The organism is Pseudomonas psychrophila, from assembly GCF_001043005.1.
Classification (GTDB): domain Bacteria; phylum Pseudomonadota; class Gammaproteobacteria; order Pseudomonadales; family Pseudomonadaceae; genus Aquipseudomonas; species Aquipseudomonas psychrophila.
This window is the reverse complement of sequence record NZ_JYKZ01000007.1, coordinates 76,096-101,176: the sequence shown is the minus strand read 5'-3', so window position 1 is coordinate 101,176 and position 25,081 is coordinate 76,096. Positions and strand designations below refer to the sequence as shown.

20 protein-coding genes are annotated in these 25,081 nt (G+C 57.9%); 12 read left to right on the top strand and 8 right to left on the bottom strand.

Features of this window, described 5'->3' with window-relative positions; translation table 11 throughout:
• Nucleotides 1-14 precede the first annotated feature (14 nt).
• A complete protein-coding gene (locus TU76_RS16510; RefSeq protein WP_048352121.1) occupies nucleotides 15-1,577 on the bottom strand; it encodes a TerC family protein in 1,563 nt (520 codons plus the stop codon).
• A 279-nt stretch (nucleotides 1,578-1,856) separates the two neighbouring features.
• Nucleotides 1,857-2,729 carry a LysR substrate-binding domain-containing protein gene (locus TU76_RS16505; protein WP_019822724.1) on the bottom strand — a complete coding sequence of 291 codons (873 nt, stop codon included), beginning with the start codon at nucleotides 2,727-2,729 and terminating at the stop codon, nucleotides 1,857-1,859.
• Between the two features lie 158 nt (nucleotides 2,730-2,887).
• Between TU76_RS16505 and TU76_RS16500 the strand changes: the two genes are divergently transcribed.
• Complete coding sequence (locus TU76_RS16500) at nucleotides 2,888-4,189, top strand: NAD(P)/FAD-dependent oxidoreductase (protein WP_048352120.1); 1,302 nt, start codon at nucleotides 2,888-2,890, stop codon at nucleotides 4,187-4,189.
• A gap of 50 nt (nucleotides 4,190-4,239) precedes the next feature.
• On the top strand, nucleotides 4,240-5,328 hold the full coding sequence (locus tag TU76_RS16495; RefSeq protein WP_048352119.1) for a polyamine ABC transporter substrate-binding protein: 1,089 nt from the start codon (nucleotides 4,240-4,242) through the stop codon (nucleotides 5,326-5,328).
• A gap of 86 nt (nucleotides 5,329-5,414) precedes the next feature.
• Here the strand turns inward: TU76_RS16495 and TU76_RS16490 are convergent, their stop codons facing one another.
• The gene (locus TU76_RS16490) at nucleotides 5,415-6,260 is read right to left on the bottom strand and encodes a site-specific integrase (protein WP_082136552.1); all 846 of its coding nucleotides are present in this window, start codon (nucleotides 6,258-6,260) and stop codon (nucleotides 5,415-5,417) included.
• A gap of 190 nt (nucleotides 6,261-6,450) precedes the next feature.
• A complete protein-coding gene (locus TU76_RS16485) occupies nucleotides 6,451-7,086 on the bottom strand; it encodes a LysE family translocator (protein ID WP_048352118.1) in 636 nt (211 codons plus the stop codon).
• 147 nt (nucleotides 7,087-7,233) lie between these two features.
• Here TU76_RS16485 and TU76_RS16480 point away from each other — a divergent pair, with 147 nt between their 5' ends.
• The gene (locus tag TU76_RS16480) at nucleotides 7,234-8,637 is read left to right on the top strand and encodes an aminotransferase-like domain-containing protein (RefSeq protein ID WP_048352117.1); all 1,404 of its coding nucleotides are present in this window, start codon (nucleotides 7,234-7,236) and stop codon (nucleotides 8,635-8,637) included.
• Here TU76_RS16480 and TU76_RS16475 read toward each other — a convergent pair.
• Nucleotides 8,624-9,259 carry a response regulator transcription factor gene (locus TU76_RS16475; protein WP_046809374.1) on the bottom strand — a complete coding sequence of 212 codons (636 nt, stop codon included), beginning with the start codon at nucleotides 9,257-9,259 and terminating at the stop codon, nucleotides 8,624-8,626. The two genes, TU76_RS16480 and TU76_RS16475, sit on opposite strands and share 14 nt — an antisense overlap.
• A complete protein-coding gene (locus TU76_RS16470) occupies nucleotides 9,256-11,067 on the bottom strand; it encodes a PAS domain-containing sensor histidine kinase (RefSeq protein ID WP_048352116.1) in 1,812 nt (603 codons plus the stop codon). The genes TU76_RS16475 and TU76_RS16470 overlap by 4 nt, the downstream gene beginning before the upstream one ends.
• A gap of 180 nt (nucleotides 11,068-11,247) precedes the next feature.
• Here TU76_RS16470 and TU76_RS16465 point away from each other — a divergent pair, with 180 nt between their 5' ends.
• Complete coding sequence (locus TU76_RS16465; protein ID WP_048352115.1) at nucleotides 11,248-12,870, top strand: acyl-CoA synthetase; 1,623 nt, start codon at nucleotides 11,248-11,250, stop codon at nucleotides 12,868-12,870.
• Between the two features lie 41 nt (nucleotides 12,871-12,911).
• Nucleotides 12,912-14,684: an acyl-CoA dehydrogenase C-terminal domain-containing protein gene (locus TU76_RS16460; protein ID WP_048352114.1), complete on the top strand. Its 1,773-nt coding sequence runs from the start codon at nucleotides 12,912-12,914 to the stop codon at nucleotides 14,682-14,684.
• 66 nt (nucleotides 14,685-14,750) lie between these two features.
• On the opposite strand, the gene TU76_RS16455 is transcribed toward TU76_RS16460, so the two are convergent.
• Both TU76_RS16455 and TU76_RS16450 read right to left on the bottom strand, forming a co-directional pair.
• On the bottom strand, nucleotides 14,751-15,047 hold the full coding sequence (locus tag TU76_RS16455; RefSeq protein ID WP_019822743.1) for a putative quinol monooxygenase: 297 nt from the start codon (nucleotides 15,045-15,047) through the stop codon (nucleotides 14,751-14,753).
• 26 nt (nucleotides 15,048-15,073) lie between these two features.
• Nucleotides 15,074-15,310, bottom strand: coding sequence for an HP1242/YdcH family protein (locus TU76_RS16450; RefSeq protein ID WP_019822745.1), 237 nt, complete (start codon nucleotides 15,308-15,310; stop codon nucleotides 15,074-15,076).
• A 541-nt stretch (nucleotides 15,311-15,851) separates the two neighbouring features.
• Between TU76_RS16450 and bcsE the strand changes: the two genes are divergently transcribed.
• From bcsE to bcsB, 7 genes are read left to right on the top strand one after another with little or no spacing between them, the layout of a single operon-like run.
• On the top strand, nucleotides 15,852-17,399 hold the full coding sequence (bcsE, locus tag TU76_RS16445; RefSeq protein ID WP_046809370.1) for a cellulose biosynthesis protein BcsE: 1,548 nt from the start codon (nucleotides 15,852-15,854) through the stop codon (nucleotides 17,397-17,399).
• On the top strand, nucleotides 17,396-17,596 hold the full coding sequence (gene bcsF, locus TU76_RS24845; protein WP_082113398.1) for a cellulose biosynthesis protein BcsF: 201 nt from the start codon (nucleotides 17,396-17,398) through the stop codon (nucleotides 17,594-17,596). Before bcsE ends, bcsF begins: the two co-directional genes overlap by 4 nt.
• Nucleotides 17,583-19,229: a cellulose biosynthesis protein BcsG gene (gene bcsG, locus TU76_RS16440; RefSeq protein ID WP_048352167.1), complete on the top strand. Its 1,647-nt coding sequence runs from the start codon at nucleotides 17,583-17,585 to the stop codon at nucleotides 19,227-19,229. Before bcsF ends, bcsG begins: the two co-directional genes overlap by 14 nt.
• Entirely contained in the window at nucleotides 19,199-19,435 is a 237-nt protein-coding gene (gene bcsR / locus TU76_RS16435) for a cellulose biosynthesis protein BcsR (protein WP_019822749.1), read from the top strand. The genes bcsG and bcsR overlap by 31 nt, the downstream gene beginning before the upstream one ends.
• The gene (bcsQ, locus tag TU76_RS16430; protein WP_019822751.1) at nucleotides 19,432-20,154 is read left to right on the top strand and encodes a cellulose biosynthesis protein BcsQ; all 723 of its coding nucleotides are present in this window, start codon (nucleotides 19,432-19,434) and stop codon (nucleotides 20,152-20,154) included. The genes bcsR and bcsQ overlap by 4 nt, the downstream gene beginning before the upstream one ends.
• Nucleotides 20,151-22,754, top strand: coding sequence for a UDP-forming cellulose synthase catalytic subunit (gene bcsA / locus TU76_RS16425; protein WP_053070223.1), 2,604 nt, complete (start codon nucleotides 20,151-20,153; stop codon nucleotides 22,752-22,754). The genes bcsQ and bcsA overlap by 4 nt, the downstream gene beginning before the upstream one ends.
• Nucleotides 22,751-25,078: a cellulose biosynthesis cyclic di-GMP-binding regulatory protein BcsB gene (gene bcsB, locus TU76_RS16420; protein WP_046809369.1), complete on the top strand. Its 2,328-nt coding sequence runs from the start codon at nucleotides 22,751-22,753 to the stop codon at nucleotides 25,076-25,078. Before bcsA ends, bcsB begins: the two co-directional genes overlap by 4 nt.
• Nucleotides 25,079-25,081 lie beyond the last annotated feature (3 nt).

The window sequence follows — 25,081 nt, the reverse complement described above, 5'->3', positions numbered from 1 at the left end:
CACAGGTTCTATGTCTAAGCCAAAACCTCTGCAGGCTTGCTCAGCAACACCCGCGTCACCCGACGCTCCTCTACCTCGACCACAGTCATGGTCCAGCCTTCCCACTCCAGCTTGTCGCCAATCATCGGCAGGCGATCCAGCAAACTCATCACCATCCCGGCTATTGTCTGATAGTCATCCGTAGCCTTGCCCGCAAAGCCGATGTGCTGACGGATCTGGCTCAGGTTCAATGCACCACTGACCAGGTAACCATCCTCACGTGCAACGATATTTGGCCCTTCGATCTCGCTGGCATCCGGCAACTCACCGGCAATGGATTCCAGAATATCGGTCATGGTCAACAGCCCAATAAAGTCGCCGAACTCGTTAATCACGAACGCAATGTGCGTCGACTCTTTGCGCATCTGTTCCAGCGCATTGAGGATCGTGAAACTGTCCAGCAGGTTGATGGTCTTGCGCGCCATGGCCTCTAAATCAGGTTCGTGACCTGCCAGCAGCTCTTTGAGCAACTCCTTCTTGTGAACAAAACCCAACGGCTCGTCAACGCGCCCTTCCCGGATCAGAGGCAATCGGGAGTACGAGGAGTGCATCAGCGTCGTGCGAATAGTGTCTGCTGAATCAGCCAGATCGATATGATCGATCTCGGCCCGTGGCGTCATCACCGTACGAATCGGGCGCTCTGCCAGTTGCAGTACGCCACTGATCATCACCCGTTCGCGGCGATGGAAGACGTCCTTTTCACTCCCGCCTTCAAGCATGTCAGCAATGTCTTCGCCCACTTCATCTGCACTCAAGGTCCGGCCGCCCAGCAAACGCATCACCGCATGAGCGGTTCGCTCACGCATCGGGCGCAGGCCCTGCACGCTTTTCTTGCGACGCGCACGAGCAATCTGGTTCAGCACTTCGATCAAAATCGAGAAGCCGATGGCGGCATATAGATAGCCTTTAGGAATGTGGAAGCCCAGGCCTTCAGCGGTCAAGCTGAAACCGATCATCATCAGGAAGCCAAGACACAGCATGATCACCGTAGGGTGACTGTTGACGAATTTGGTCAGGGGTTTACTGGCAATAATCATCAAGCCGATCGAGAACACCACCGCGATCATCATCACAGACAGGTGATCAACCATACCAACGGCGGTAATCACCGCGTCCATGGAAAACACAGCGTCCAGAACCACAATCTGCGCCACGATCGGCCAGAACATGGCGTAGCCCATGCTTGATGTGCGTTCGGCCACATGCCCTTCCAGTCGTTCATGCAACTCCATCGTCGCCTTGAACAACAGAAACAGGCCGCCGAACAGCATGATCAGGTCGCGACCCGAGAACGATTTGTCGAACACTTCAAACAACGGCGCCGTCAGCGTGACGATCCACGAGATGCTGGCCAGCAGGCCCAGACGCATCACCAGTGCAAGCGTAAGACCAATGACCCGGGCACGATCGCGCTGCTCCGGCGGCAACTTGTCTGCCAGGATGGCGATAAACACCAAGTTATCAATGCCCAGTACCAGTTCCAGCACAATCAACGTCAACAGGCCGAGCCAGGCCGTGGGATCTGCAATCCATTCCATAGGTATCAGTCAATCTCACGAAGGTTCAGGGTTAACGACGAGCGCGCACGGGCAAGCGTAGCAACGGATGTGCTATCGCAAAACGAAGGGCTGGAGAAAGGTAAGGCACGCTCGACAGAGGTGATCAAGCGAAGAAGGGGCGCAGGCTCAGAGCTGCGACTGGGTGGTTCCTGTAGGGCGTTCATACAAACCTGTATTGAATTGGGGAGGCAATCCTACAGCGATTTATAAATATTCCTGCGAGAAGACTTATTACAAAATTTAACAAGTCTTCCATTATCACTCGGCCTGCCGGGCAAACCATTGCAGCACTTCGGAACGCGCCGGATGCGAGTTGGCCGACGGCTGCAGGCACAGAGAATAGTTACCGCCGGTCTTTAACGGCTCGCCGAACGGGACAATCAACACCCCGCGTTGAATGGACTCTGCCGCCAGGGTCATGTCGGTCACCGCCACACCCAGGCCCCGCGCTGCGGCATCCAGTGCCAGTTCGTCGAGATTGAACGGAATATGCCTGTAGGCCTGCAGCGATTTGCCTTCGTTTGCCGCCAACCAGTCAGTCCAGGCTTGCTGGTCGGCTGAACGATGCAGCAGCGCAAAGTGCACAAGGTCTGCCATGGATGTCAGCGGCCCCAGGTCCGGCGCGCACACCGGCACCAGTGCCTCGTCAAACAGCACCATGCACGCTGGATCGCTCGATGGCCTTGGCAGGTAAAGGATGTAGGCGTCGCTGTCGCTAGCCGGCTCGACTATCTCGGTTGCGACCGTCTCAATCGACAAGGCGATGTCCGGATGCTGCAGGTAAAAGTCGCTCAGCTTTGGCAATAACCAGCGAACGGCCAGCGAAACATGCATGCGAATTCTAAATGGCCGCTTTTGCGGCGAAAGCCGGTCTTCAAGCACTTTCAATTGTTCAAGAATACTGCGGGCACTGGCCAGCACCTGCTCACCTTCGCCTGTCATTCGCACGTTGCGGCTTGTTCGGGCAAACAGTGCAACACCGAAATGCGCTTCAAGTTGCTGAATCTTGCGGCTGACAGCACTTTGAGTCAGGCACAGGGTTTGCGCGGCCTGAGTGAAGCTGCCCGAGTCTGCAACCTCGACCAGCGCCTGCAATCCCTGGAGCGAGGGTACGTGGCGGATTTTATCCATGCGTTTTCAGAATCAATCAATGAATTTATAACGTTGGTTATATCACCAGATCCGGCATAAATTCCAGCTATAGAGAGCGTCACCTCCAGGCAGCCATGCAAATAGCGCATGTATTAAAGCCAGAGGACGATCTGAACAACAGTTAAATGAGGTGAAACGTGAAAAATGAATGTGGCTGGATTGCGCTTGCTGGAAGCTCCCCTTGCCGTGATCACCTCACACGCTCAGAGAAAGCCGACTGGCTCATTATCGGCGCAGGTATCACCGGCCTGAGTGCAGCCCACTCACTTGCTGAACTGCACCCCGAGGCGCGCATCGTGGTTGTCGACCGGCAACGTGCCGCCCAAGGGGCTTCAGCGCGCAATTCCGGTTACGCCGTGGCCCACGAAAACCCTGGCGACAATGAACTGATCGGCAAAAGCGGATTTTCAGGATTTGCTGTCGACTCATCCATTGGCCAGGCCGCGGGCGAAGAGGTACGCATGCGTATTGCACGCCATGGCATCGAGTGTGAGTACCGGGACTCGGGTTATTACTTCGCAGTCAATGACCCTGCCAAGCTGAACCATGTCGAGGCCAAGCTCAAAACCCTGAGCGCAGTGGGCGCCAGCGCGCAGTTTCTGGAAGGCACGCAACTGGCACAAAAGCTCGGCACCCGGCATTACCAGGCCGCGATCTGGTGCGGCAATGGCAATGCCTTGCTGCAGCCAGCAAAGTACGTGAAAGGCCTGCTGGATTCATTGCCGGCCAATCTCACCCTGTTTGAAAACACCGAGATCACTGGTCTTGAGCGCCTGAGTGGCGGGCGGATTCGAGCCGCAGGCACCCAGGGCAGCATCGAAGCTAGCCAGGTGCTGGTATGCCTGAATGCATTTATCCCCCGAGCGGGAATCGACCACAGCGCGACCTTTCCGATGGAGCTCAGCGCCAGCCTGACACGCCCCCTGACGGACAAGGAATACCAGGCCATCGGCAGTGTTGAGCCTTGGGGCGTCCTGTCGACCCGCCCATTGGGCGCCACGGTACGCCTGACCCCGGATCGTCGGGTGATGATCCGCAATACAGCGGAATACCGCACCAAGGATTTATCCGACCGTGATTTGATACAGCGCCGCAAGCACCATGTTCTGGGCTTGCAACGCCGCTTCCCCGGGCTTGGTGAGCAGGACATTCACTACACCTGGACCGGCCACCTGAGCGCTACCCGCAGCGGCCAGCCTTACTTTGCCAAGGTCGAAGACGGCGTTTATGCCGTGGCCGGATGCAATGGCTCCGGTGTTGCCCGCGGCACCCTGTGGGGTCGTCTGCTCGCCGAACTGGCATCGGGCGCCAGCTCTGAGCTGCTGAAGTCGGTCATGGACAGAGCCCAGCCTGGCTGGCTTCCGCCCCGCCCGTTCTTTGATATCGGCGCGGTGTTACGAATGCGTATGGAATCGGTCAGGGCCAAGACAGAAATCTGAAACCTCTCACACCACAAAAGAATAAAAGCTCCTTGAAAAGGTGATTGCACATGTACATCCACCCGGTTTCCCTTGCGGTAATACTCGCTGCGTTTTCGACCGTCACCCTCGCGGACGAGAGCGTCAATATCTCTAACTGGAATGGCTATATCGCTGACGACACCTTGACTTCCTTCACCAAGGAAACAGGGATCAAGGCAACGTACGACATTCATGACAGCAACGAAGTCCTGGAATCCAAGTTGATGACCGGCAACACCGGTTATGACGTGGTCAGCCCTTCCAACCACTTCCTGTCTCGCCTGATCAAGGCCGGCGCCATCCAGAAGCTAGACAGGAGCCAACTGCCCAACTGGAAGAACCTTGATCCGGTCTTGATGAAAAAGCTCGAAGTCAACGACCCCGGCAACCAGTACGGTTACCCCTACATGTGGGGTACGGCGGGTATTGGCTACAACGTAGAGAAGATCAAGGCCATTTTCGGTACTACCGATATCACTCAGTCCTGGAGCCTGTTTTTTGATGAAAACAACATCAAAAAGCTTAGCCAGTGCGGGGTCGCAATCATCGACAATCCGACGCAAGTGCTACCAATTACCCTCAACTACTTGGGTTTGCCGCACCATAGCCACGACCCGGAAGACTACAAGAAAGCCGAGCAGGCATTGCTGAAAATCCGGCCATACGTTCAATACTTTCACGCGTCCAAATACATCAGCGATCTGGCCAACGGCAATATCTGTGCAGTGATCGGCTTTAACGGTGACGTCGTGCAGGCCGCGGCCAGTGCCAAGGAAGCCGGGAACGGGATCAATATCGCCTACTCGATTCCCAAGGAAGGCTCAACACTGTGGCTCGACATGGTGGTGATGCCCAAAAGCGCGCCTCATGAAAAGAATGCCTACACCTACATGAACTACCTGCTGACGCCGCAAGTGATTGCCAATATCAGCAACCAGATCCACTACGCCAACCCTAATCAGGCGGCGGATGCGAACTTGTCGCCAAACGTGAAACAGGACTCGGCGATCTACCCGTCCAAGGAAGTGATCGACACCCTGTTCACCGTAGAAGACCTGCCGGCCAAGGTTGCCCGCTTGACCACCCGCCTGTGGACCAAGCTTAAAACCAACACCTGACGAACCTGTGAGAGCGGGCATGCTCGCGACAGCCTCACCTGGAACTGCCTGACTAATTCCAGCACCCGAATCCCACAAGAGTTTGGCTACAACAAAAACCGGTCTGTCACATTGCGCCGCTCATTGTCATCCCGCACGTCATAGCTGACGGTGGTGGCAATGTTGGCGTGGTGAGCCAGTTTTTGGGCGATGGAGACGTCGTACTCTTCAATCACCCGGGTGATAAACGAGCGGCGAAAGTCGTGGGGCATGATGTCGACCCCTACCTGCCTGCCCCGCTGTTTGGCGATGTAGTAAATGGCATGCTTGGTGATGCGCTCGCGGGTGATGTGATTGCCACGGCGGATGCGATTGAACAGAAACGCGTCGTCACTGGCGCCTTCCGGCAAATTGGCCCGACGAAACGCCAGCCACGCTTCAAGCTTTTCAAAAGCCCAGGCCGGAGCGAACTTGATCAGTTCCTTGTTGCCTTTGCCCAATACCTGCAAGCTTCGCTGCTCCACATCGACCTGACACAGGTCCATGTTCACCGACTCCGACTTGCGCATCCCCGAACCATACAAAATCGCAATGATCGCTGCATCCCTGAGCCCTTGCGGACGCGGATCTGCCGCACACACATCCATCAGTTCACGGATCAAGTTGCGCCGCAGGTTACGTCCCTTGACCAGCCGCGAGCCACCGCCCGCCTTCACTGCGCGAATCTTCAGTAAATGATCCTGGGTAATCAGGCTCTGCTGCCATGCCTGATTCATTACACCGCGAATGGCATTTACGTACAGGGATGAGGTGTTGGGCGCATAGCCGTCCTCGCGCAATGCAGCTACCAGAGCCGTGATATGACCGGGTTGCAAGTGATGCCAAGGAAACTCATCGATGGCCACATCTTCTACGCCCAGGCGATCCGCTGCGTCCTGCAGTACATAGCGCATTGTCTGACGGCTGGATGGCGCAAGGCGCTGCAGATAAAGCGCCACAGGTGTTTGAACCTGATTTAACGCTATGGCTGATACCAGTGTTACTGCAGGGTCAATAGTCGACAAAACCAATCTCGATACGGGTTGAAACACGTCTCAATATAACCCATACCCATAATTATTCAGTGCACTTATAGCGTTTTACTCAGTGGTCAAACCCTCTCGCCAGCATCAGTGCCACACCTAACAGCATCACTGCCGTCGCCCTTTGCAGCAACACCTGGCGCGACGGACTTTGCAGCACTCGCCGAATACGCTGGCCGAAGTAGCAATACAGGCAGCCACTGGCAAACTGCAACAGCAAAAACGCCAGCCCCAGCACGATCAGATCCTGCGTCCGGGTAGCACTGCCCTGCCCTGCAAACTGCGGAAACACGGCGCTGAACATGACGATGGTTTTCGGGTTAGAGAAGCCGGTCAGCAAGCCCTTGCCAAAACGGCCCTTGAAGCCGCTGTCCAGGGTTGCAGTGCGATCCAGCGCCAGCCCGTTACTGTTCCATTGCCTATAGGCCAGATACAGCAAATAGGCCACGCCGATGTACTGCAATGCACGACTGATCAAGGGATTGCCCTTGATCAACTCTGCAAAGCCCACGGCAAAAATCAGAATCGACACCAGATACGCGGCACTGGCCCCCAACTGCACCGGCATTGAACGTTTCAAGCCTTCCTGCATGCCAAACCCCATCAGCAAGAGGGTCATGGGCCCAGGACTAAAGGTCATGGTGGCGCAGAAAATGAGAAAATAAGAAAAGGAAACCAGGGTGAGTTGTGTGGCCATTTTGATCGTTACATCCCGCAATCAACGCTCGAACCTATGCGAGCGACACCGCAGTCTAAGCAGTACCCCAGACAATAGGCAGATGAACCACCCGCAAACTTTACCGATCTTTACTGGTAACATCACCGGCAAAGTATGAGGCCTTCCATGCATCTACCTGTCGTTTCGTTCCAGCCTGGTCTATCCAAGGTCCAGCAGATCGTCGATGCCCTGAGCACGGCTATCGACAGCGGCTTGCTCAGCCCCGGCAGCAAGCTGCCTTCTGCACGGGTGATGACCGGGCACTGGGGCGTGAGCAAATTCACCCTGATTGAAGCCCTTGATCGCCTGCGCGGGCAAGGCCGTATTACGTCCAGTCAGGGGCTGGGCTATTTCGTGGCGTCGAAAGCACCTGTGGCCAGACGCGCCATTGGCCTTGACCTGTTGCCACAGGATTTGAGCAGCGTCTTGCGCCGCTCCCTGACCGGCGCCAGCGGTGCCCTGCGCCCAGGAAGCGGGCATTTGCCTGAAAGCTGGCTGGAGTCCAGCGCCCTGCGGGCCAGCGTGCGCCAGCTCAGTCGCTCGCCAACCTTGCGCCTGACCGGCTATGGCGATCCGGCGGGGTATCTACCATTGCGCCAGGCTTTGCAGCAGAAGCTGTTGAGCCAAGGCCTGGATGTGGGTATCGAGCAGATCATCACGACGGCCAATACCGTACTGGCACTGGACATGCTGCTGCGCCTGCGCGTGCGGCCCGGCGATACGGTGCTGCTGGACATGCCCTGCTATTTCAATTTTCACGCCAATCTGGCCTTGCACGGCGTACGCGTAGTAACGCTGGAGCGCACCGCCCAAGGGCTTGACCTGCAAGCGCTGGAAAACCTGTTCATTCAGCATCGGCCCACGCTTTACCTGACCACCGGACTGCTGCACAACCCGACCGGCCACACCTTTACGCCGAGCCAGGCTTACGGCCTGCTGGAACTTGCCAAGCGCCATGAGTGCTCAATTATCGAAGACGACCTCTATGGTGACCTGCACCCCGAACCGCCTCCGCGACTGGTAGCTCTGGCAGGCGTAGAGCACGTGACCTACCTGAGCGGCTTTTCGAAAACCCTCAGTGCCAACTTGCGGGTGAGCTTTGTGGTAGCCACACCTCAAATGGCCGCCGAGTTGACCCACATGAAACTGATGTGCGGTGGGATCACCTCGGAAATGCTCGAACAGGTAGTGTGCTCGATGCTCGATGACGGCACTTATCACAAGCACCGAAAGCGCGTGGTGCAAGGGTTGCTAGTCAGTGGTGCGCGTGTGGCCGCATGGCTGCAGGGGCTGGGTTTCACTTTGAGCGCGCCCTATGCGGGCGGCATGTTTATCTGGGCCACGATGCCTGCCGGGCTGGATGCAGAAACACTGGCGCAGAAGGCGCTTGCCCGTGACATGGTGCTCGCCCCCGGCATACTGTTCGGTTTCGACCCCCAGTTGCGCCGCTGCATGCGCTTCAACGTAGCCCATACCGACACGCCCGCTGTCATGGCCGCCGTTGAGGCCTTGCTGGCTAACGCAACTTGAGCGGATCGACCAGCCCGGCCGCAATGGCCATGCCCACCAGATCCGGCAAGTGCCGGGCCTGCATGCGTTTCATCACCCGGGAGCGATACAGGTCAATGGTCTTGACGCTTACCGCCAGTTGCTCGGCAATTTCACGGGTGGTGTAGCCCTTGACCAAGGGCAGGAACACATCCCGCTCACGGGGCGTCAGGCTGCTCAGTCGCGCCTCCAGCTGTGCCTGCTCCCGGGTTGCCGTTTGCAGTGCATTGCCGCCGCTGAGCGCCTGCTGCACGCTGTCCAGCAGCAACTGCTGGTTATAGGGTTTTTCGATAAAGTCATGAGCGCCCGCCTTGAAGGCACGTACCACGATCGGCACATCGGCATGACCGCTGACGAATATCACCGGCATCTTGATGCCGCGCTCCTGCAACGCCTGTTGCACGTTAAGACCGCCCATTGCCGGCATACGGACATCCAGCACCACGCAGGCACTGAGCGCAGGATCGCACGCCTGCAGAAAGGCCTGCCCACTGGTAAAGGCCAGCGCATGCAGGCCAACGGATTCCAGCAGCCAGACGGTCGAGTCGAGCATGCCCTGATCATCATCCACCACGTACACCACAGACCGGGTTTGGGTTGTCATGTTGACTCTCTTGTTGGTTTGACTGAGGCCATCAACGGCAAATTGCAGCACATCAATAATCCTTCGGGTTGTGGTCGGGCATCGAGCTCACCGCCGAAGCCTTCAATGATGCTGCGACTCATCGACAAACCCAGCCCCAACCCATCGACTTTGCTGGTGTAGAACGGTGTAAACAGTTGCTCAAGCTGACCGGCACTGACACCCGGCCCCTGATCCTGCACGCTGATTTGCAGTACCCCACCCGCCAACGTTTGCGCCAGCAGGGTAATGCGCGAAGCCTGCCCCGGATGTTGCTCGCTGTTGGCATCGATGGCATTGCGCAACAGGTTGAGCAGCACCTGCTCCAGAAGCACCCGATCAACGTATACCCGCCCGAGGTTATCCGGTAATTGCTGCTCGATAACCACATGGCGCTCCCGGGCTTCCCAGGCACACAAACTTACCGCCTGCCGAGCCACCTCGCTGACATCCAGCGCCTGCAGGTTGCGTCGCCCCTTGCGTAAAAAACCGCGCAGTCGTTTGATCACTTCAGAGGCGTGGTTGGCATGCAGGTTGATCCTCTCCAGCCCCTGGGCCACACGTTCTACGGCCTCTGGATTGCTGCCCAGGGTCTGCAGGTAACGCTGGCTGGCGTTGGCGTAATTGACCACGGCCGCCAGCGGCTGATTGATTTCATGGGCGATCCCGGATGCCAGCTCACCAAGGGTGATCAGCCGTGTGGTGTGCGCCATTTCATCCTGATGATGACGCTGCTGGGCTTCACGCAATTCGCGCTCGCGCATGTCCCGGGCAACCAGCGAGAAAAACCGCTCGCCGGCAGTTGAACGATGGGCCAGCAGCAGCAATGACACAGGCACCGAAGGCTCGCCACTCAATGGCTGCAGACGGGTTTCAGTACTCCACAAGCCGTGCTGCTCGGCACCGCTCCAGCCACTGGACTCCAGCATCGCCAGAGTGTGGGCGGCCAAAAACGCGGACAATGGAGGCATGCCCTGTGCCGGCAGAAGGCCGAGGATGCGCCGCGCCGCCGGATTGAGATAAGACACGCCGCCAGCCGGGTCGATAAACAGCACAGGATCAGGATTGGCCTCCACCACCTCCGCCAGCCGCCGCTTGTTTTCTTCGGCCTGGATGCGCGCGGTGATGTCCCGCGACACACTCACCACTTCAACCACAGCGCCGGTGTAGGTTTCACGTATTGCCCGGCTCGCGGTTTCAAACCACAGGTAATGCCCCTCGTGGTGGCGAATGCGGTACGTCATGGTGTGATAGCCATCGGCTTGCAGTGCATCCCGTGCCTGACGCAGCGCCAGCTTTAGGTCGTGAGCATGAAACAAGCGCTGAGCCCGGGTGCCACGCAGTGTCTCGGGCCAGTACCCGAGCAAGGTCCAGGACACCGGGGATGCATCCAGGAAACGCCCGTCCGGGGTATGACGCGAGATCAGATCAGTGGTGTTTTCGGTAATCAGCCGGTAAAGGCGCCGCGCCTTGGCCGCCTCACGCTCCGCCAGCAGCTCCGTACTCGCTTCGCGACCCCGTGCCACCACACAGTGGTTGTCGGGGTCGGGTATCAACGTCCAGAGCCACACGTGTTGATCGCATTGCGCCTCCACCTGCTCGATGGCTCTGACCTGTTGCAGGCAAGCGCGGACCAGCTCCGGCAAATTGCCAGGCAACAAGGTGCTCACGTGACTCAGCATCTTTCCCTTCAAAAGACCGGTCAAAGCCCGGTTCGCCGTCAGCGGCAAGCCGTGTGCATCAAGCACCACAGTGGGCTGAGGATCATGGAGCAGCAGGGAAAGGGGCATTCGGCATCCTGACGTCTGGGCAGATTTTATCGATATAGTACAACTACTATAGTGCTTAGGTATTACTTCCATATCAAACCCAGAGTGGGCTATAAGTCAGACCGGACATAAAACTGACCCGCTGGCCATTGGCACGGCGGGCAGCCATAGAGCTAACAATCAGCCACCGGAATGACCCTCATGTCGATTTTTGAGCACGGCCTTGAGCCGACTGCCGTAAACCATATGGCACTCACCCCTCTGAGCTTCATCGAACGCACCGCCAACGTCTACCCAGACTACCCTGCCGTGATTCACGGCTCCATTCGCCGCACCTGGGCGCAGACCTACAGCCGCTGCCGACGACTGGCCTGTGCGCTTGCAGGACGCGGGATTGGCCAGGGCGATACGGTGGCGGTGATGCTGCCCAACATCCCGGCCATGCTTGAAGCGCATTTTGCGGCGCCCATGATCGGCGCAGTGCTCAACGCCCTGAACGTACGCCTGGACGCTGAAGCCATTGCCTTCATGCTGGCCCACGGTGAGGCCAAGGTGTTGATTGCCGACCGCGAATTCCATGACGTGGTCCATGCCGCGGTCGCTATGCTGGACCATCCGCCACTGATCATCGATGTCGATGATCCCGAGTACGGCGAAGGCCAGCCTGTCAGCGCACTGGACTATGAAGCGCTACTGGCTGAAGGCGACCCCGAGTACGAGTGGCAATGGCCCGCAGATGAGTGGCAGGCCATAGCGCTCAACTACACCTCTGGCACCACCGGCAACCCGAAGGGCGTGGTGTATCACCATCGCGGCGCTTACCTCAACTCCCTGGGCAATCAGATGGTCTGGTCCATCGGCAACCATCCGGTGTATCTGTGGACCTTGCCGATGTTCCACTGCAACGGCTGGTGCTACCCGTGGATCATTACGGCATTGGCCGGTGTGCATGTGTTCTTGCGCCGGGTCGATCCGCAAAAAATCCTCACTCTGATTCGCGAGCATCAGGTCACTCATCTGTGCGGCGCGCCGATCGTGCTCAATGCGCTGGTCAATATGCCCGAGTCAGCCAAGGCCGCCATCGACCATCCGGTGCATGCAATGGTTGCAGGCGCGGCCCCACCGGCCAAAGTGATTGGTGCCGTAGAAGAGATGGGCATCAAGGTGACCCACGTTTACGGCCTGACCGAAGTGTATGGTCCCGTGACGATCTGTGCCTGGCATGACAAGTGGGATGAGCAGCCCTTGGTCGAGCGTGCGCAGATCAAATCCCGTCAAGGCGTGCGTTACCCCACGCTGGAAGGCGTGATGGTGGCCGACCCGAAAACCCTCATTCCAACCCCCCGTGACGGCGAAACCATGGGCGAGATATTCATGCGTGGCAACACCGTGATGAAGGGGTACTTGAAGAACCCCAGCGCTACGGCCGAAGCCTTCGACGGTGGCTGGTTTCATACCGGCGACCTGGCGGTATGCCATCCGGACGGTTATGTCGAAATTCGTGACCGTCTCAAGGACATCATCATTTCCGGGGGCGAGAATATTTCCACGATCGAAGTCGAAGGCGTGCTGTACCGCCATCCCGCCGTGATGGAAGCCGCAGTGGTTGCGCGCCCGGATGAAAAGTGGGGCGAAACCCCCTGCGCCTTCATCACCCTAAAGGCTGATCACCCACGGGTGCGCGAGGCAGAGATCATCGCCTTTTGCCGCGATCACCTGGCCGGCTTCAAAGTGCCACGTACGGTGGTGTTTACCCTGTTGCCCAAGACCTCTACGGGGAAAATCCAGAAATACGTACTGCGCGACATGGCCAAAGCGCTGTAATCCCCCCACGGGATATCCACTGCCAACACAAGAGAGTCTCAATGCCTGAATTCAATGCTCCGCTTCGCGACATGCGTTTTGTCCTGCACGAAGTCTTCGAGGCCCCTGCACTCTGGGCCAGACTGCCCGCCCTGGCCGATCATGTGGATGCCAACACCTGCGACGCGATTCTCGAAGAAGCCGCCAAAGTCACCGCTCAGTTGATTGCTCCACTCAACCGCAGTGGCGACGAGGAAGGCGCCCAGTGGCATTCGGGCCAAGTTACGACCCCCAGGGGGTTCAAGTCCGCTTATAGCACCTATATCGAAGGCGGCTGGGTCGGGTTGTCGGGCAACCCTGAGTTCGGTGGGCTTGGCATGCCGAAAATGCTCGCAGTGCAATTCGAAGAAATGCTCTACGGCGCCAACTCAAGTTTTGCCCTGTACTCCGCGCTGACCAGTGGCGCCTGCCTGGCCATTGATGCCCATGCCAGCGAAGAACTCAAAAGTCTTTACTTGCCCCCGATGTATGAAGGTCGCTGGGCCGGCTCAATGTGTTTGACCGAAGCCCACAGCGGCACAGACCTGGGCATCATCCGTACCCGCGCCGAGCCACAGCAGGACGGCAGTTTCAGCATCAGCGGCAGCAAAATGTTCATCACCGGGGGCGACCAGGACCTGACCGAGAACATCATTCACCTGGTGCTGGCTAAACTGCCGGACGCGCCACCCGGCCCCCGGGGCATTTCGTTGTTCCTGGTGCCCAAGGTACTGATCAAGGACGATGGCTCCCTGGGTCAAGGGAATGCAGTGAGCTGTGGCTCCATCGAACACAAAATGGGGATCAAGGCCTCGGCCACCTGCGTGATCAATTTTGACGGTGCACAGGGCTGGCTGATTGGCGAAGCCAACAAGGGACTGGCAGCCATGTTCACCATGATGAACTACGAACGCTTGTCCATCGGCATTCAAGGCATTGGGTGCGCCGAAGCCTCCTATCAGAGTGCCCGTGCCTATGCTTGCGAGCGCCTGCAAGGCCGTGCACCGACTGGAGCCGTCGCCCCTGACAAAATGGCCGACCCGATCATTGTTCATCCCGATGTGCGCCGCATGTTGCTGAGCATGAAGGCCATGACCGAAGGCGGCCGGGCGTTCGCCAGCTACGTGGGTCAACAACTGGACCTCGCCAAGTTCTCGACCGAGCCACGGGAGCAAGAGGACGCCAGCGCGCTGGTGGCCTTGCTCACGCCAGTCGCCAAAGCCTTTTTCACCGATAACGGGTTCGACAGCTGCGTGCTGGGTCAGCAAGTATTGGGTGGCCACGGTTACGTCCGTGAATGGGGCCAGGAGCAGTTGGTCCGTGACGTACGTATCGCGCAGATCTATGAAGGGACCAACGGGATTCAGGCACTGGATTTACTGGGCCGTAAAGTGATCGCCAACGGCGGTGCAAGCCTGCGCATGTTTACTGCTCAGGTCCGCGATTTTGCCTCCAGCCCCGGCAAACCTTACGCCAGCGAGTTGCTCGACGCGGTGCGGCGTCTTGAAGACGTCAGTGACTGGTTGCAGGCACGGGCCAAGGTCAACCCCAACGAAACCGGCGCCGCATGCGTCGAGTATCTGCACCTGTTCGGCTATGTGGCGTACGCCTGGCTATGGGCACGCATGGCCGATGTGGCACAGCGCTCGATGGAGGCCGAGCCGGCGTTTTACAGCGCCAAGCTTGCCACCGCGAAGTTTTACTTCAGCCGAATGCTGCCGCGCACGTTGAGCCTTGAGCACACCATCCGGGCAGGCAGCGAATCGCTGTACGAACTGGATGCGGCGAGCTTTTAAAACCGCCAAATAAAACGGCGGCCCCGTCAAGGACCGCCGCAGGGTGTTGCTCTAATGAACTGGGCCTTAGATGCTCAGTTCGTCCAGCAGCAACACTTCACGGTGGGCCAGCAAATCACCCACCGCGTGGGTCATCGCCTGATAGTGCGGGGTGGTTTTGTGGTGCTCGATAGCCTCCATGTCCGCCCAGCCTTCAACAAATACAAAGCACTCCGGATCGGTACGATCCACGTGCAAGTCATAGAAATGACAGCCCGGCTCGGCTCGTGAGCCTTCGACACAGGCACGCAGTGCCTGCTCGACCGTTCTGCCATGCCCTGGCTTGGCTCGCAATGTAGCTACAATTTTGATGATTTGAGACATGTCTACTTCCCGCAACTTACGGTGACTTAAGCGCTCAAGATTTGCGCGATTTTATCCTTGATCAGGAGCCGTTGCTCCTTGAGCTTGCGCAACACATCGTCGGCAACCCCTATTGCATCGTTGGCTTCAGCTTCAACGACTTCGGCATCTTTTTCGCCGTACTGCACAAACAACTGATTCAGATGAGGGTTTTCGCTGCGGAACTTGCTGATGGCTTCCTTGGTGAGCCCCAAGTCCTGTAACAAGTCGTGCTTGACTGGCATAGATACACCTCATGGACATTTCAGTGACGGGGTCAGGCTCTGAGGGAGAGCCTGATCGAAAGTATTCGGTTCGCCATGAACCCACCTAAGCAATAGCACGCAATAGGCCTATCAGAAAGCCAGGTAGCCACTTTAGTCCCCCTCATTTGCAGCCGTCTCAGGCACTTTACACCCCCATACGCACCAGGCATTCCCTGCAGGCCTTGCATATCAAGCCCTAAGGTCGTGGTGCCAATTTAATGACTATCATCACACAAGCGGTATTTTTTTGACTTATTTCCACTGTAAATCATGGGCTTGATAATTTTACGGTGATAAGCTGCTCACTTTCCGACACAAAATGAGCGGTAGTACTACGCTTGTGAAGAACGATACAGACAGCACGAACATAAAAATAAACGGCCAGAAACACTTGGTTGCATGTTGACAGTCATTCTATTGGCGCCATAAAAGGTTAGCCCAACAGGCGATAGTGATTGTTCTGCATGGCTGACAGTGCCAGACGCCTCAATAAATGCTTTTCCCTGGGGGGACTTTACGCTTGGTTCATATCAGTTTGGCCATCAGCGGATTGCTGGATCAACAGATTGTTTTGCGTGCAGGCGGCTTGTATTGGGTCACGGTCGATCACTCGACTGACGCAAAACTGCTGGTAAGGCAATTTCTTGAAGCTTTACCCGAAAGCGTGCCAGCCACGCTGATTGCTGGCGCCGGTTCGGTGCAAGACATCATCAGCGATCTGGCGCCCGACCGAGGTCCGGACAAACTCAAACTCTTCGAAATTGCCCAGCGCGTGATTGAACCCGGACTGGCCACGCTGACCCGCGATCTCGGTCGTGCCGGCATTCTCCCTTCAAGCCAGATCCTGTTGGTGCTGCCTTCAAACAGCTGGACCGAATCGACTACGGCTACTCAGTTGCAACGCTGGCTCGAACGCGTACGTGGGTGGCTTCTTGAGCGCAACGCAACGCTGCTGGTGATCACCCACGGCGAAGCCGCGTTGTTACATGCACAATTGCTGCAACTCAATCAGACTCTGTCCGGTCTGAGCCGTCTTTATCATTTCAACGGCGACCTGCGCTACCAATTGCACTTCTGGCACAACGATCTGGGCGTCACCGCAGGCCAGGAGTTCAAACTCTCCGATAAAAACAATGCCCTGACGCTTATCCCGCAAACGGCTGTCGATACTCAGCCACGGGTGGCTGACGATCAGCACGTATACCTCGCCGAGCGCTCCGTTCTTGAAGGCGCGCCGTCAATGTCAAAACACTGGTATCTGTTCGAAAGCCGTGAGGCATTGCTTGAGGCCGCCGATACTGCCCGTGCGGCCACCGTCATCGTGGGCATCGACAATAGCTATCAGTTACTCGACCTGGCTCAACAGCTGCACGATTTACGGGAACATTGCGGTCCTGAATTGAAGATCGTCGTGCGTGAAATGGAGCCTTCGGTGCGCTATCGCGATGAACGCCTGCTGCTGGCGTGCGGCGCCAACCTGATTGTGCCTGACGGCACACTGCTTTCACGGTTTCTGAGCATGATCGAAAGTATCCAGGGCCAACGCTGGCAATACACCCAGAGCATCGACTTCAACACATTGCTTGAGCGTCAGCGCCCTCCGCAGATACGCGGACTGGTGAGCCCCCGTGAATTTTATGAGGCCGTGTCGCAGATCTATAGGGACAGCTCCGGCGAAGTGACCCATCAGTTGATGAAGTTCGAGCCGGTACCGGGTCTGGGCGAAGAGTTGTTTTTGAACCAGATGTGCCTTCGCCGCTTTGGCGACTTTGCCTGCTTACTGGACGGTGAGCTGTACCTGTTTCTGTTTGCCTGCCGCGCTGACGGGCTGGAGCCAGCACTGGGCAACATCTGTCGCCTGCCCTGGCGTGACCTGTTTACCCAGCGCCGCATGCTGAGCGGGCTTTCCGATCTGAACGCTCAGACCTTTACAAAAGCACCGGCGGTACCGACGCATCTGCATATTCCCATCGAGGCTCCAGCCATTATGCCGACACCGGGCGTCAGTGAACGCACGCCGTTAAATCCTCAAAGATTCACGCTTCCTATCAGTGAGCCGCAGTCATGACGTTCCTTGAGCTGATCGATGTCATTGCCCTGACCTGTGTGGTCACCGTACTGCTGACGCTGTTTTGGCAGCGCATTCGAAGGTTCTTGAAAAATCATTTCGAGCAGTACCTGTCACCTCGTTATATGAAATCGTGCGGTGTTCGACGTCGCACGCCTGCCAGCCCTGCTCAGAGAACGCCTGATGAGTCTGTATAAGTCTGACGCTGCGGCGCAAAAAATTGCCGGCCCCTGGCGCGGCCTGGGAGCCTGGAACCTGTATTTCCTGGCCAAGTTCCTGTTGGCCTGGACAGGGCATCTGAATATCCAGATTTTGCCCAACCTGATCTTTGCAGCGGTGCTGCTGATTCCGATCGCCAACCCTGTGTTGCGCCGTGTGCGCACCCTGATTGCCATCCCGGTGGCCGTAGCGCTGTTGTATCAGGACACCTGGTTCCCGCCATTCACCCGTTTGCTGGCGCAGCCCGGCGTACTGGATTTCTCCTTTGACTACGTTGTCGAGCTGCTGGGACGCTTCATCGACTGGCAAGTGTGCGCCATGTTGCTGCTGCTGGTCGTTGGCTACCTGTTCCTCAATCAGTGGTTGCGCCTGACGACCTTCACCCTGCTGGGTTTTGCCTGGCTGGGCATGGGCAACCTGCAATGGCTGCTTCCGCCTTCGGTGGCGCCACAAATGGCCGGTACCCAAACCGCAACAGGCGGACAAACCAGCAGCGTGGGCGAACCGGACGACGCGACGCTCAATGGTTATCTGGACAAGTTTTACCTCAGCGAGTCGACCCGCAAGGTCGACTTCAAGCAGCCTGCAGTCAAGCCGCCACCGTTTGACCTGCTGGTCATCAATATTTGCTCCATGGCCTGGGACGATCTGGAAGCGGTGGGCTTGCGTGACAACACGCTGTTCAGCCAGATGGACGTGATTTTCGATAACTTCAACTCGGCCACTGCCTACAGTGGCCCGGCAGCCATTCGTTTGATGCGCGCCAGTTGCGGCCAGACCTCCCATGCGCAGCTCTACAAGCAACCGGCGGATCAGTGCCTGTTGTTCGATGACTTGCGCAAGCTGGGTTTCTCCGACGAGCTGATGCTCAATCACACCGGCGCATTCGACGGATTCCTCCAGGAAGTTCGCGAACAGGGCCAACTGCCGCCTCCGGCACTGGGCGTTGTTCCTGCAGGGCTGCCACGGACCTACGTCGGTTTTGACGGTTCGCCCATCTGGCGTGACCGCGATGTATTGAGCAAGTGGTGGCAGCACCGTATGGCCGAAGACACGCCCAATATGGCGCTGTTTTACAACACCACCAGCCTGCATGACGGCAACCGGCAAGTGCAGGCGGATGGCGGCACCCAGCCAGCTGACTACAGCAGCCGGGCACAGGTGCTGCTCGACGACCTCAATGCCTTCCTCAAGGAACTGCAAAAAAGTGGACGTCGTGTCGTTGTCGCCATCGTGCCCGAGCACGGTGCGGCGTTGCACGGTGACCGCATGCAGATTGCCGGGATGCGCGAAATCCCGAGCGACTCCATCACTCACGTACCGGTTGGCATCAAACTGATAAACATGGGCGACAACGGTCAATCCTCGCCTGTCCATATCAGCGAGCCCAGCAGCTACCTGGCGGTCGCTGAAATCATTGCCCGCCTGTATGCCGACCCGGCACTGAGCAATGGCCAGACCGTGGACTGGTCCAAGCTGCTGACTGATCTTCCAAGAACCCCGAAAGTATCTGAAAACTCAGGGACCGTTGTGCTCGATTACAACGGCAAGCCCTATGTGCGAATCAAGGAGAACGGCGGATGGCTGCCTTACCCACAGCGGTTCAAATAAGCGCCGATGTCCTTTCGCGCAAAGAGCGTGCTGATGATATTGCACGGCTCAAGTCGATGATGGAGTTGCACGCCCTGGAATATATCGACGTGTCAGCGCACATGGAGCTATTGCAGGCATTCGAGCGCTGGCCGTTGCTGGCCTATCTGGAGGCACACCACAACACGCCCCTTGATCTGCAAAAAGACGCGGAGCAGACCCCATGATCGCCATGAGTTTGCGTGGCGTGCGGGGTGGCGTGGGCACCAGCTCGATCCTGGCTGCAGTGGGTCATGCGTTGCATGAGCTGGGCCAGAAAGTGCTGTTGGTGGACATGTGCCCGGAAAACTCACTTGGCTTGCACTTCAACATGGACCTGGCACCTCGCGAAGGTTGGGCCCGGGCGACGCTGGACCAGCAACCCTGGCATGAGCATGCCTGGAGTGTTGAACCCGGCCTCTGCGTGTTGCCTTACGGGCAACTGCAGCCGGACGAATTCATCCGGCTCGATGGCCTGCTACTTGAGCAGCCCCAACTCTGGAGTCAACGCCAGGCCGCGCTGGCTGACGCTTTTGACTGGATACTGTTCGATCTGCCACAGCGCTTGCCTGGCCACATGGCCAACCCTCAGTGCAGTATTTCAATCATGGTGCTCAATGCCGATGCTGCTTGCCACGTGCTGTTGCAGCCGCAATTGGCGCAAACGCCGCTGTTTCTGGTCAATCGGTTCGATGCCGCCAGCCAGTTGCAACGTGACCTGCTGCTGATCTGGCAACACCGCTATACCCAATCACTGGTGCCTGTGAACTTGCACGCCGACGAAGCCATGGGTGAAGCCCTGGCCAGAAGCGAGCCCGCTGGGCGTTATGCGCCCACCAGCCTGATTGCCCTTGATGTGATCAGCTTGGCCAGTTGGTGCCTCTTACGCGGCAGGAGGGCTGAATGATTGCCCATTGGTTTCCCTATACACGCTTGCGGCGTGAGCAGAACTGCACCCGGTTCACAGCTTTTAGCCTGGCGCTGATACAAGGCCTGGGCTGGATCTTTCTGCGCCTGGAATCGCCCAGTTGGAAAGCCTTGCGTGAGCAGCACAGGCGCCTGTATCCACACCTGGCCGAGAAGCGGTCTTCCATTGGCGACCCGCTGCGTTACGTCGTGCAAACCTTGTGGCTGTTGCTGATACGCACGCCTAACCTGGATCAGATCGGGCGTCAGCGTTTCCGCCAGCGTCTGGGCGGCTACCTGTCGGCCGTACTGATGATCGTGCAGCGGCCATGGAACCTGCTGTCCAACACCTTTGCCGATCTGCCTTCGACCATCAGGCCGCAAGTGAGCAAAGGCTCGCATTGGTGGGACAGCATGCGCTGGCCAATGCGCAAGGTGCTGTATATCGCTATCGGCATACTGGCACTGGCGTTGATTGTGCTGTGTATCACCGAGCCCTTCGGTTATCTGGCGCAGTTGGTGTTTGTTATTTTGCTGTGGGTACTGGCCATGCTGGTACGCCGCATGCCGGGGCGCTTCCCGACGTTGTTGCTGATCGTGCTGTCCATTATCGTCTCGTGCCGCTACCTGTGGTGGCGCTATACCTCGACGTTGAACTGGAACGACAATCTGGACCTGATCTGCGGTTTGATTTTGCTGATCGCCGAGACCTACTCCTGGCTGATCCTGTTGCTGGGCTATGTGCAGACCTCCTGGCCGCTCAATCGCCAACCGGCGCAATTGCCTGCGGACATCAACGAATGGCCTGTGGTTGACTTGTTGATTCCGACATACAACGAAGAGCTGTCCGTCACCCGTGGCACGGTGTACGCGGCACTGGGCATCGACTGGCCGAAAGATAAGCTGCGCATTCACCTGCTCGATGACGGCAACCGCCCCAGCTTCAAGACATTCGCCGATGAGGTGGGCATCAACTACATCGCCCGCACTGACAACCGCCACGCCAAGGCCGGTAACCTCAATCACGCACTGACTTTGCTTGACGGCGAACTGGTGGCGATCTTTGACTGCGACCACATGCCCGCCCGCTCCTTCCTGCAACTGACGGTAGGCTGGTTTCTGCGCGACCCGACGCTGGCGCTGGTACAAACCCCGCACCACTTTCTGTCACCTGATCCGTTCGAACGTAACCTGGGCACCTTCCGTAACCGTCCCAACGAAGGCGAGTTGTTCTACGGTTTGATCCAGGACGGCAACGACATGTGGAACGCCGCGTTTTTCTGTGGCTCCTGCGCCATCGTGCGGCGTACGGCAATTGACTCCATCGGCGGGTTCGCGGTCGAAACCGTGACCGAAGATGCCCACACCGCCCTGCGCTTGCACCGCAACGGTTGGACCTCGGCTTATCTGCGTATCCCGCAGGCAGCCGGCCTGGCGACCGAGAGCCTGTCAGCCCATATCGGTCAGCGCATCCGCTGGGCACGGGGCATGGTGCAGATCTTTCGCACCGACAACCCGTTGCTGGGCAAGGGCCTGACGATCTTCCAGCGCATCTGCTACACCAACGCCATGATGCACTTCCTGGTGGGTTTGCCCCGGCTGGTATTCCTGACTGCGCCCCTGGCCTTTCTTTTGTTTCACGCCTACATCATCTATGCCCCGGCCGTGATGATCCTGCTCTACGTGTTGCCGCACATGATCCACGCCAGCCTGACCAACTCACGGATGCAAGGCGCTTATCGCCAGACATTCTGGGGCGAGGTGTACGAAACCGTACTTGCCTGGTACATCGCACGACCTACCACCGTGGCCTTGTTCAGCCCGTCGCGGGGCAAGTTCAACGTGACCGCCAAAGGCGGCATGATGGAAGAGAACCAGTTCGACTGGCAAACCGCCAAACCGTACCTGGTGCTGTCGGTGCTCAATGTGGTCGGTCTGGGGTTTGCGATCTGGCGCCTGTTTACCGGGCCAAAGGATGAGATCTTCACTGTCCTCGTCAGTGTGCTGTGGGTGGTTTACAACCTGCTGATCATCGGTGCCGCCGTAGCCGTTGCCGCCGAGGTGCGCCAGGTGCGTACCACGCACCGCGTACTTGCCCGGTTGCCCGGTGCCATTAAATTGGCCGACGGTCACAGCTACCCTTGTGAGCTGGTGGACTACTCGGACGGTGGTGTCGGCGTGCAAGTGAGCCAGGCCCTGCAACTGCCTGTCGGTACGCAGGTATCGCTGATTCTCCAGCGGGGTAATCGTGAATTTGTGTTCACCGGTACCCTGACCCGTTCCAGCGAGCGATTCATCGGTTTGAGCTTTGCCCAGTTGCCGCCCGAACAAAAGATTGAGTTTGTGCAGTGCACCTTTGGTCGCGCTGATGCCTGGCTTGACCATAACAGCGGGTTTGAAGCCGACAAACCGATCCAGAGCCTCAAGGAAATTCTGGCCCTGGGCGTCAAAGGCTATTACCGCCTCTATGAATACCTGCCGACGTGGATACGCGTCTTGGCAAAACCGTTTTTGCGCATTTTTCAGTGGCTGGGCAGCTTTTTGCCGCGCATGCCCAAAGCAGCTACTCCCCTTATCTCCCGGCCAGTGAGCAGATCATGAGTCGTCTATCTAAAAAAGCTATTTTCGCCAGCCTCGCGCTGATGACCTTCGCCTCACAGCTGATGTCGGCCCCCTTGCCTTTACCTGGCAATTCACCTGTGCCCGCCCCTCTGCCCAAGCCTGCGTTTGCGCAGACGGATCAGGTGCTGCCAAGTTGGCCGGTGACCTACTCGTTTGAGCAATTGGGCCGTGCCACTGACACCTTGCTGCTGGGTATCAACAGCTCCGACGTGGTGGAATTCAGCCTGCGCCGCGACCGGATTGCCAGTGATGCCAGCCTGCAGCTTGAGTACACGCCCTCGCCTGCATTGATCCCGACGCTTTCACACATACGGGTGTACCTCAACGATGTGCTGATGGGCGTGCTGCCAATCGAGAAAGACCATCTGGGGCGTAAAACCACGCAAAAGATGGCCCTCGATCCGCGACTGGTTTCGGACTTCAACCGCGTACGGCTGGAGTTTGTCGGCCATTACACCGACATCTGCGAAGATCCGGCCAACAATACCTTGTGGGTCAATATCAGCCGCGGTAGCGGTATCACCCTGCAAGAGCAGGCCCTGAGCCTGCAGAACGATCTGGCATTTTTCCCGCTGCCATTCTTTGATCCACGCAACAACAGCAAACTCGAACTGCCATTTGTGTTCGCCGCCAACCCTACCCTGGGCGAGCAGAAAGCGGCCGCGATCCTGGCCTCCTACTTCGGCAGTCAGTCCAACTGGCGCGGAGCCAGCTTCCCGGTGTCGTTCGATTCCCTGCCAGGGGTACAGAACAAAGATGCGGTCCAGCCAACCGTGGTGTTTGCCACCAATGATCACCGCCCTGCTTTCATGAGCGATCTGGAGAAATTCCCGGCCGTGACCGCGCCTGTGGTTGAAATGATCAATCATCCGGATGCGCCTTACAGCAAGATCCTGCTGGTCATGGGCCGTAACGAAGAAGACCTGACCACTGCTGCCAAGGCACTGGCCCTGGGCGGTAATCTGCTGCGCGGTTCGCGCGTCACCATCGACAAGGTTCAGGAACTGCAGCCGCGCAAACCTTACGATGCACCGGCCTGGATGCGTACCGACCGGCCAGTGCGTTTTGCCGAGCTGATTACCTACCCGCAACAATTGCAGGTCAGCGGGTTGCAGCCGCGCCCCATCACCCTGGATGTGAATCTGCCACCCGATCTTTTCGTGTGGCGTAACCAGGGTATCCCGCTGCGAACGCAATACCGCTACACCGCGCCATCGGCCAATGATGACTCACGTCTGAATATCAGCCTCAACGACCAGTTCATCACCAGCCTGCCGTTGTTGCGCAAGGACACCAGCAACCTTGAAGAGCTGCGCCTGGCTGTCTTGTCCAACGACACGGCCAACGTCAATGACAAGTTGATCGTGCCGTCGCTGAAAATCGGCGACCGCAACCGCCTGCGTTTTGACTTCAACTTCGCCAGCACCGTTGGCAGCTCCCAGCGTGATCGCTGCCAGACCATCCTGCCGGCCAATACCCAGGCAATCATCGATGAAGATTCCACCATCGACATGTCCGGTTATCACCACTACATCAGCATGCCGGACCTCAAGGCATTCGTGCGCAGTGGCTTCCCGTTCAGCCGCATGGCCGACATGTCGGAATCCATCGTGGTCGTGCCTGGCAACCCTACTCCGACACAAATCAGCACACTGCTAGAAGCTGTCTCGGGTATTTCTGCCCGCTCCGGTTACCCGGCCTTCGGTGTGCGCCTGAGCAATGACTGGGCGGCAGCCTCCAAGGAAGACGTCGACCTGCTGTTACTGGGAGAAATGGCCCCCGAGTTGCGCGACAATCCAGACCTGAGCGTACTGTTGCAACGTCAACATGACATGTTGGTGCAGCCCTATGGCACCACTGGCATTGACGCCAACAACCGCCGCGGCCCCTCAACTGACGGGCGCAACATACCGGCCAACAGAACCGAAGTGACCGCCCAGGCACCTATTGCAGCCATGCTGGGCATGCAGTCTCCCACCCACAATCAGCGCAGCATCGTCGCGCTGCTGGGCAATGAAGATGCGGACTACAACCTGCTGCGTGAAGCCATGGGCGACAGTGGCAAGCTGGACGCAGTTGCAGGCTCCGTTGCACTGGTTCGCAGCAGCGGCGTCTACAGCCAACTGGTCGGTGATCAGTACTTTGTCGGTAACCTGCCGTGGTACCTGCTGTTGTGGTACCAGCTGTCCGAGCACCCGGTACTGCTGGCCGTACTGGCCGTGGTCAGTGTTCTGCTCAGCGCCTTCCTGCTGTGGCGTGCCCTGAGCTGGGCGGCCAACCGTCGTCTGCACAAGGATGACTAAGGC

Bases quoted from the DNA above. Each gene is read 5' to 3' on its own strand.
- TU76_RS16465 (WP_048352115.1), top strand. From the start codon at position 11,248: ATGTCGATTTTTGAGCACGGCCTTGAGCCGACTGCCGTAAACCATATG.
- TU76_RS16450 (WP_019822745.1), bottom strand. From the start codon at position 15,310: ATGCCAGTCAAGCACGACTTGTTACAGGACTTGGGGCTCACCAAGGAA.
- TU76_RS16480 (WP_048352117.1), top strand. From the start codon at position 7,234: ATGCATCTACCTGTCGTTTCGTTCCAGCCTGGTCTATCCAAGGTCCAG.
- TU76_RS16470 (WP_048352116.1), bottom strand. From the start codon at position 11,067: ATGCCCCTTTCCCTGCTGCTCCATGATCCTCAGCCCACTGTGGTGCTT.
- bcsR (WP_019822749.1), top strand. From the start codon at position 19,199: ATGGCTGCCTTACCCACAGCGGTTCAAATAAGCGCCGATGTCCTTTCG.
- TU76_RS16505 (WP_019822724.1), bottom strand. From the start codon at position 2,729: ATGGATAAAATCCGCCACGTACCCTCGCTCCAGGGATTGCAGGCGCTG.
- TU76_RS16455 (WP_019822743.1), bottom strand. From the start codon at position 15,047: ATGTCTCAAATCATCAAAATTGTAGCTACATTGCGAGCCAAGCCAGGG.
- TU76_RS16485 (WP_048352118.1), bottom strand. From the start codon at position 7,086: ATGGCCACACAACTCACCCTGGTTTCCTTTTCTTATTTTCTCATTTTC.
- bcsB (WP_046809369.1), top strand. From the start codon at position 22,751: ATGAGTCGTCTATCTAAAAAAGCTATTTTCGCCAGCCTCGCGCTGATG.
- TU76_RS16490 (WP_082136552.1), bottom strand. From the start codon at position 6,260: ATGCGCTATGTACTGCAGGACGCAGCGGATCGCCTGGGCGTAGAAGAT.
- bcsA (WP_053070223.1), top strand. From the start codon at position 20,151: ATGATTGCCCATTGGTTTCCCTATACACGCTTGCGGCGTGAGCAGAAC.
- TU76_RS16460 (WP_048352114.1), top strand. From the start codon at position 12,912: ATGCCTGAATTCAATGCTCCGCTTCGCGACATGCGTTTTGTCCTGCAC.
- TU76_RS16475 (WP_046809374.1), bottom strand. From the start codon at position 9,259: ATGACAACCCAAACCCGGTCTGTGGTGTACGTGGTGGATGATGATCAG.
- TU76_RS16510 (WP_048352121.1), bottom strand. From the start codon at position 1,577: ATGGAATGGATTGCAGATCCCACGGCCTGGCTCGGCCTGTTGACGTTG.
- bcsG (WP_048352167.1), top strand. From the start codon at position 17,583: ATGAGTCTGTATAAGTCTGACGCTGCGGCGCAAAAAATTGCCGGCCCC.
- bcsQ (WP_019822751.1), top strand. From the start codon at position 19,432: ATGATCGCCATGAGTTTGCGTGGCGTGCGGGGTGGCGTGGGCACCAGC.
- TU76_RS16495 (WP_048352119.1), top strand. From the start codon at position 4,240: ATGTACATCCACCCGGTTTCCCTTGCGGTAATACTCGCTGCGTTTTCG.
- bcsF (WP_082113398.1), top strand. From the start codon at position 17,396: ATGACGTTCCTTGAGCTGATCGATGTCATTGCCCTGACCTGTGTGGTC.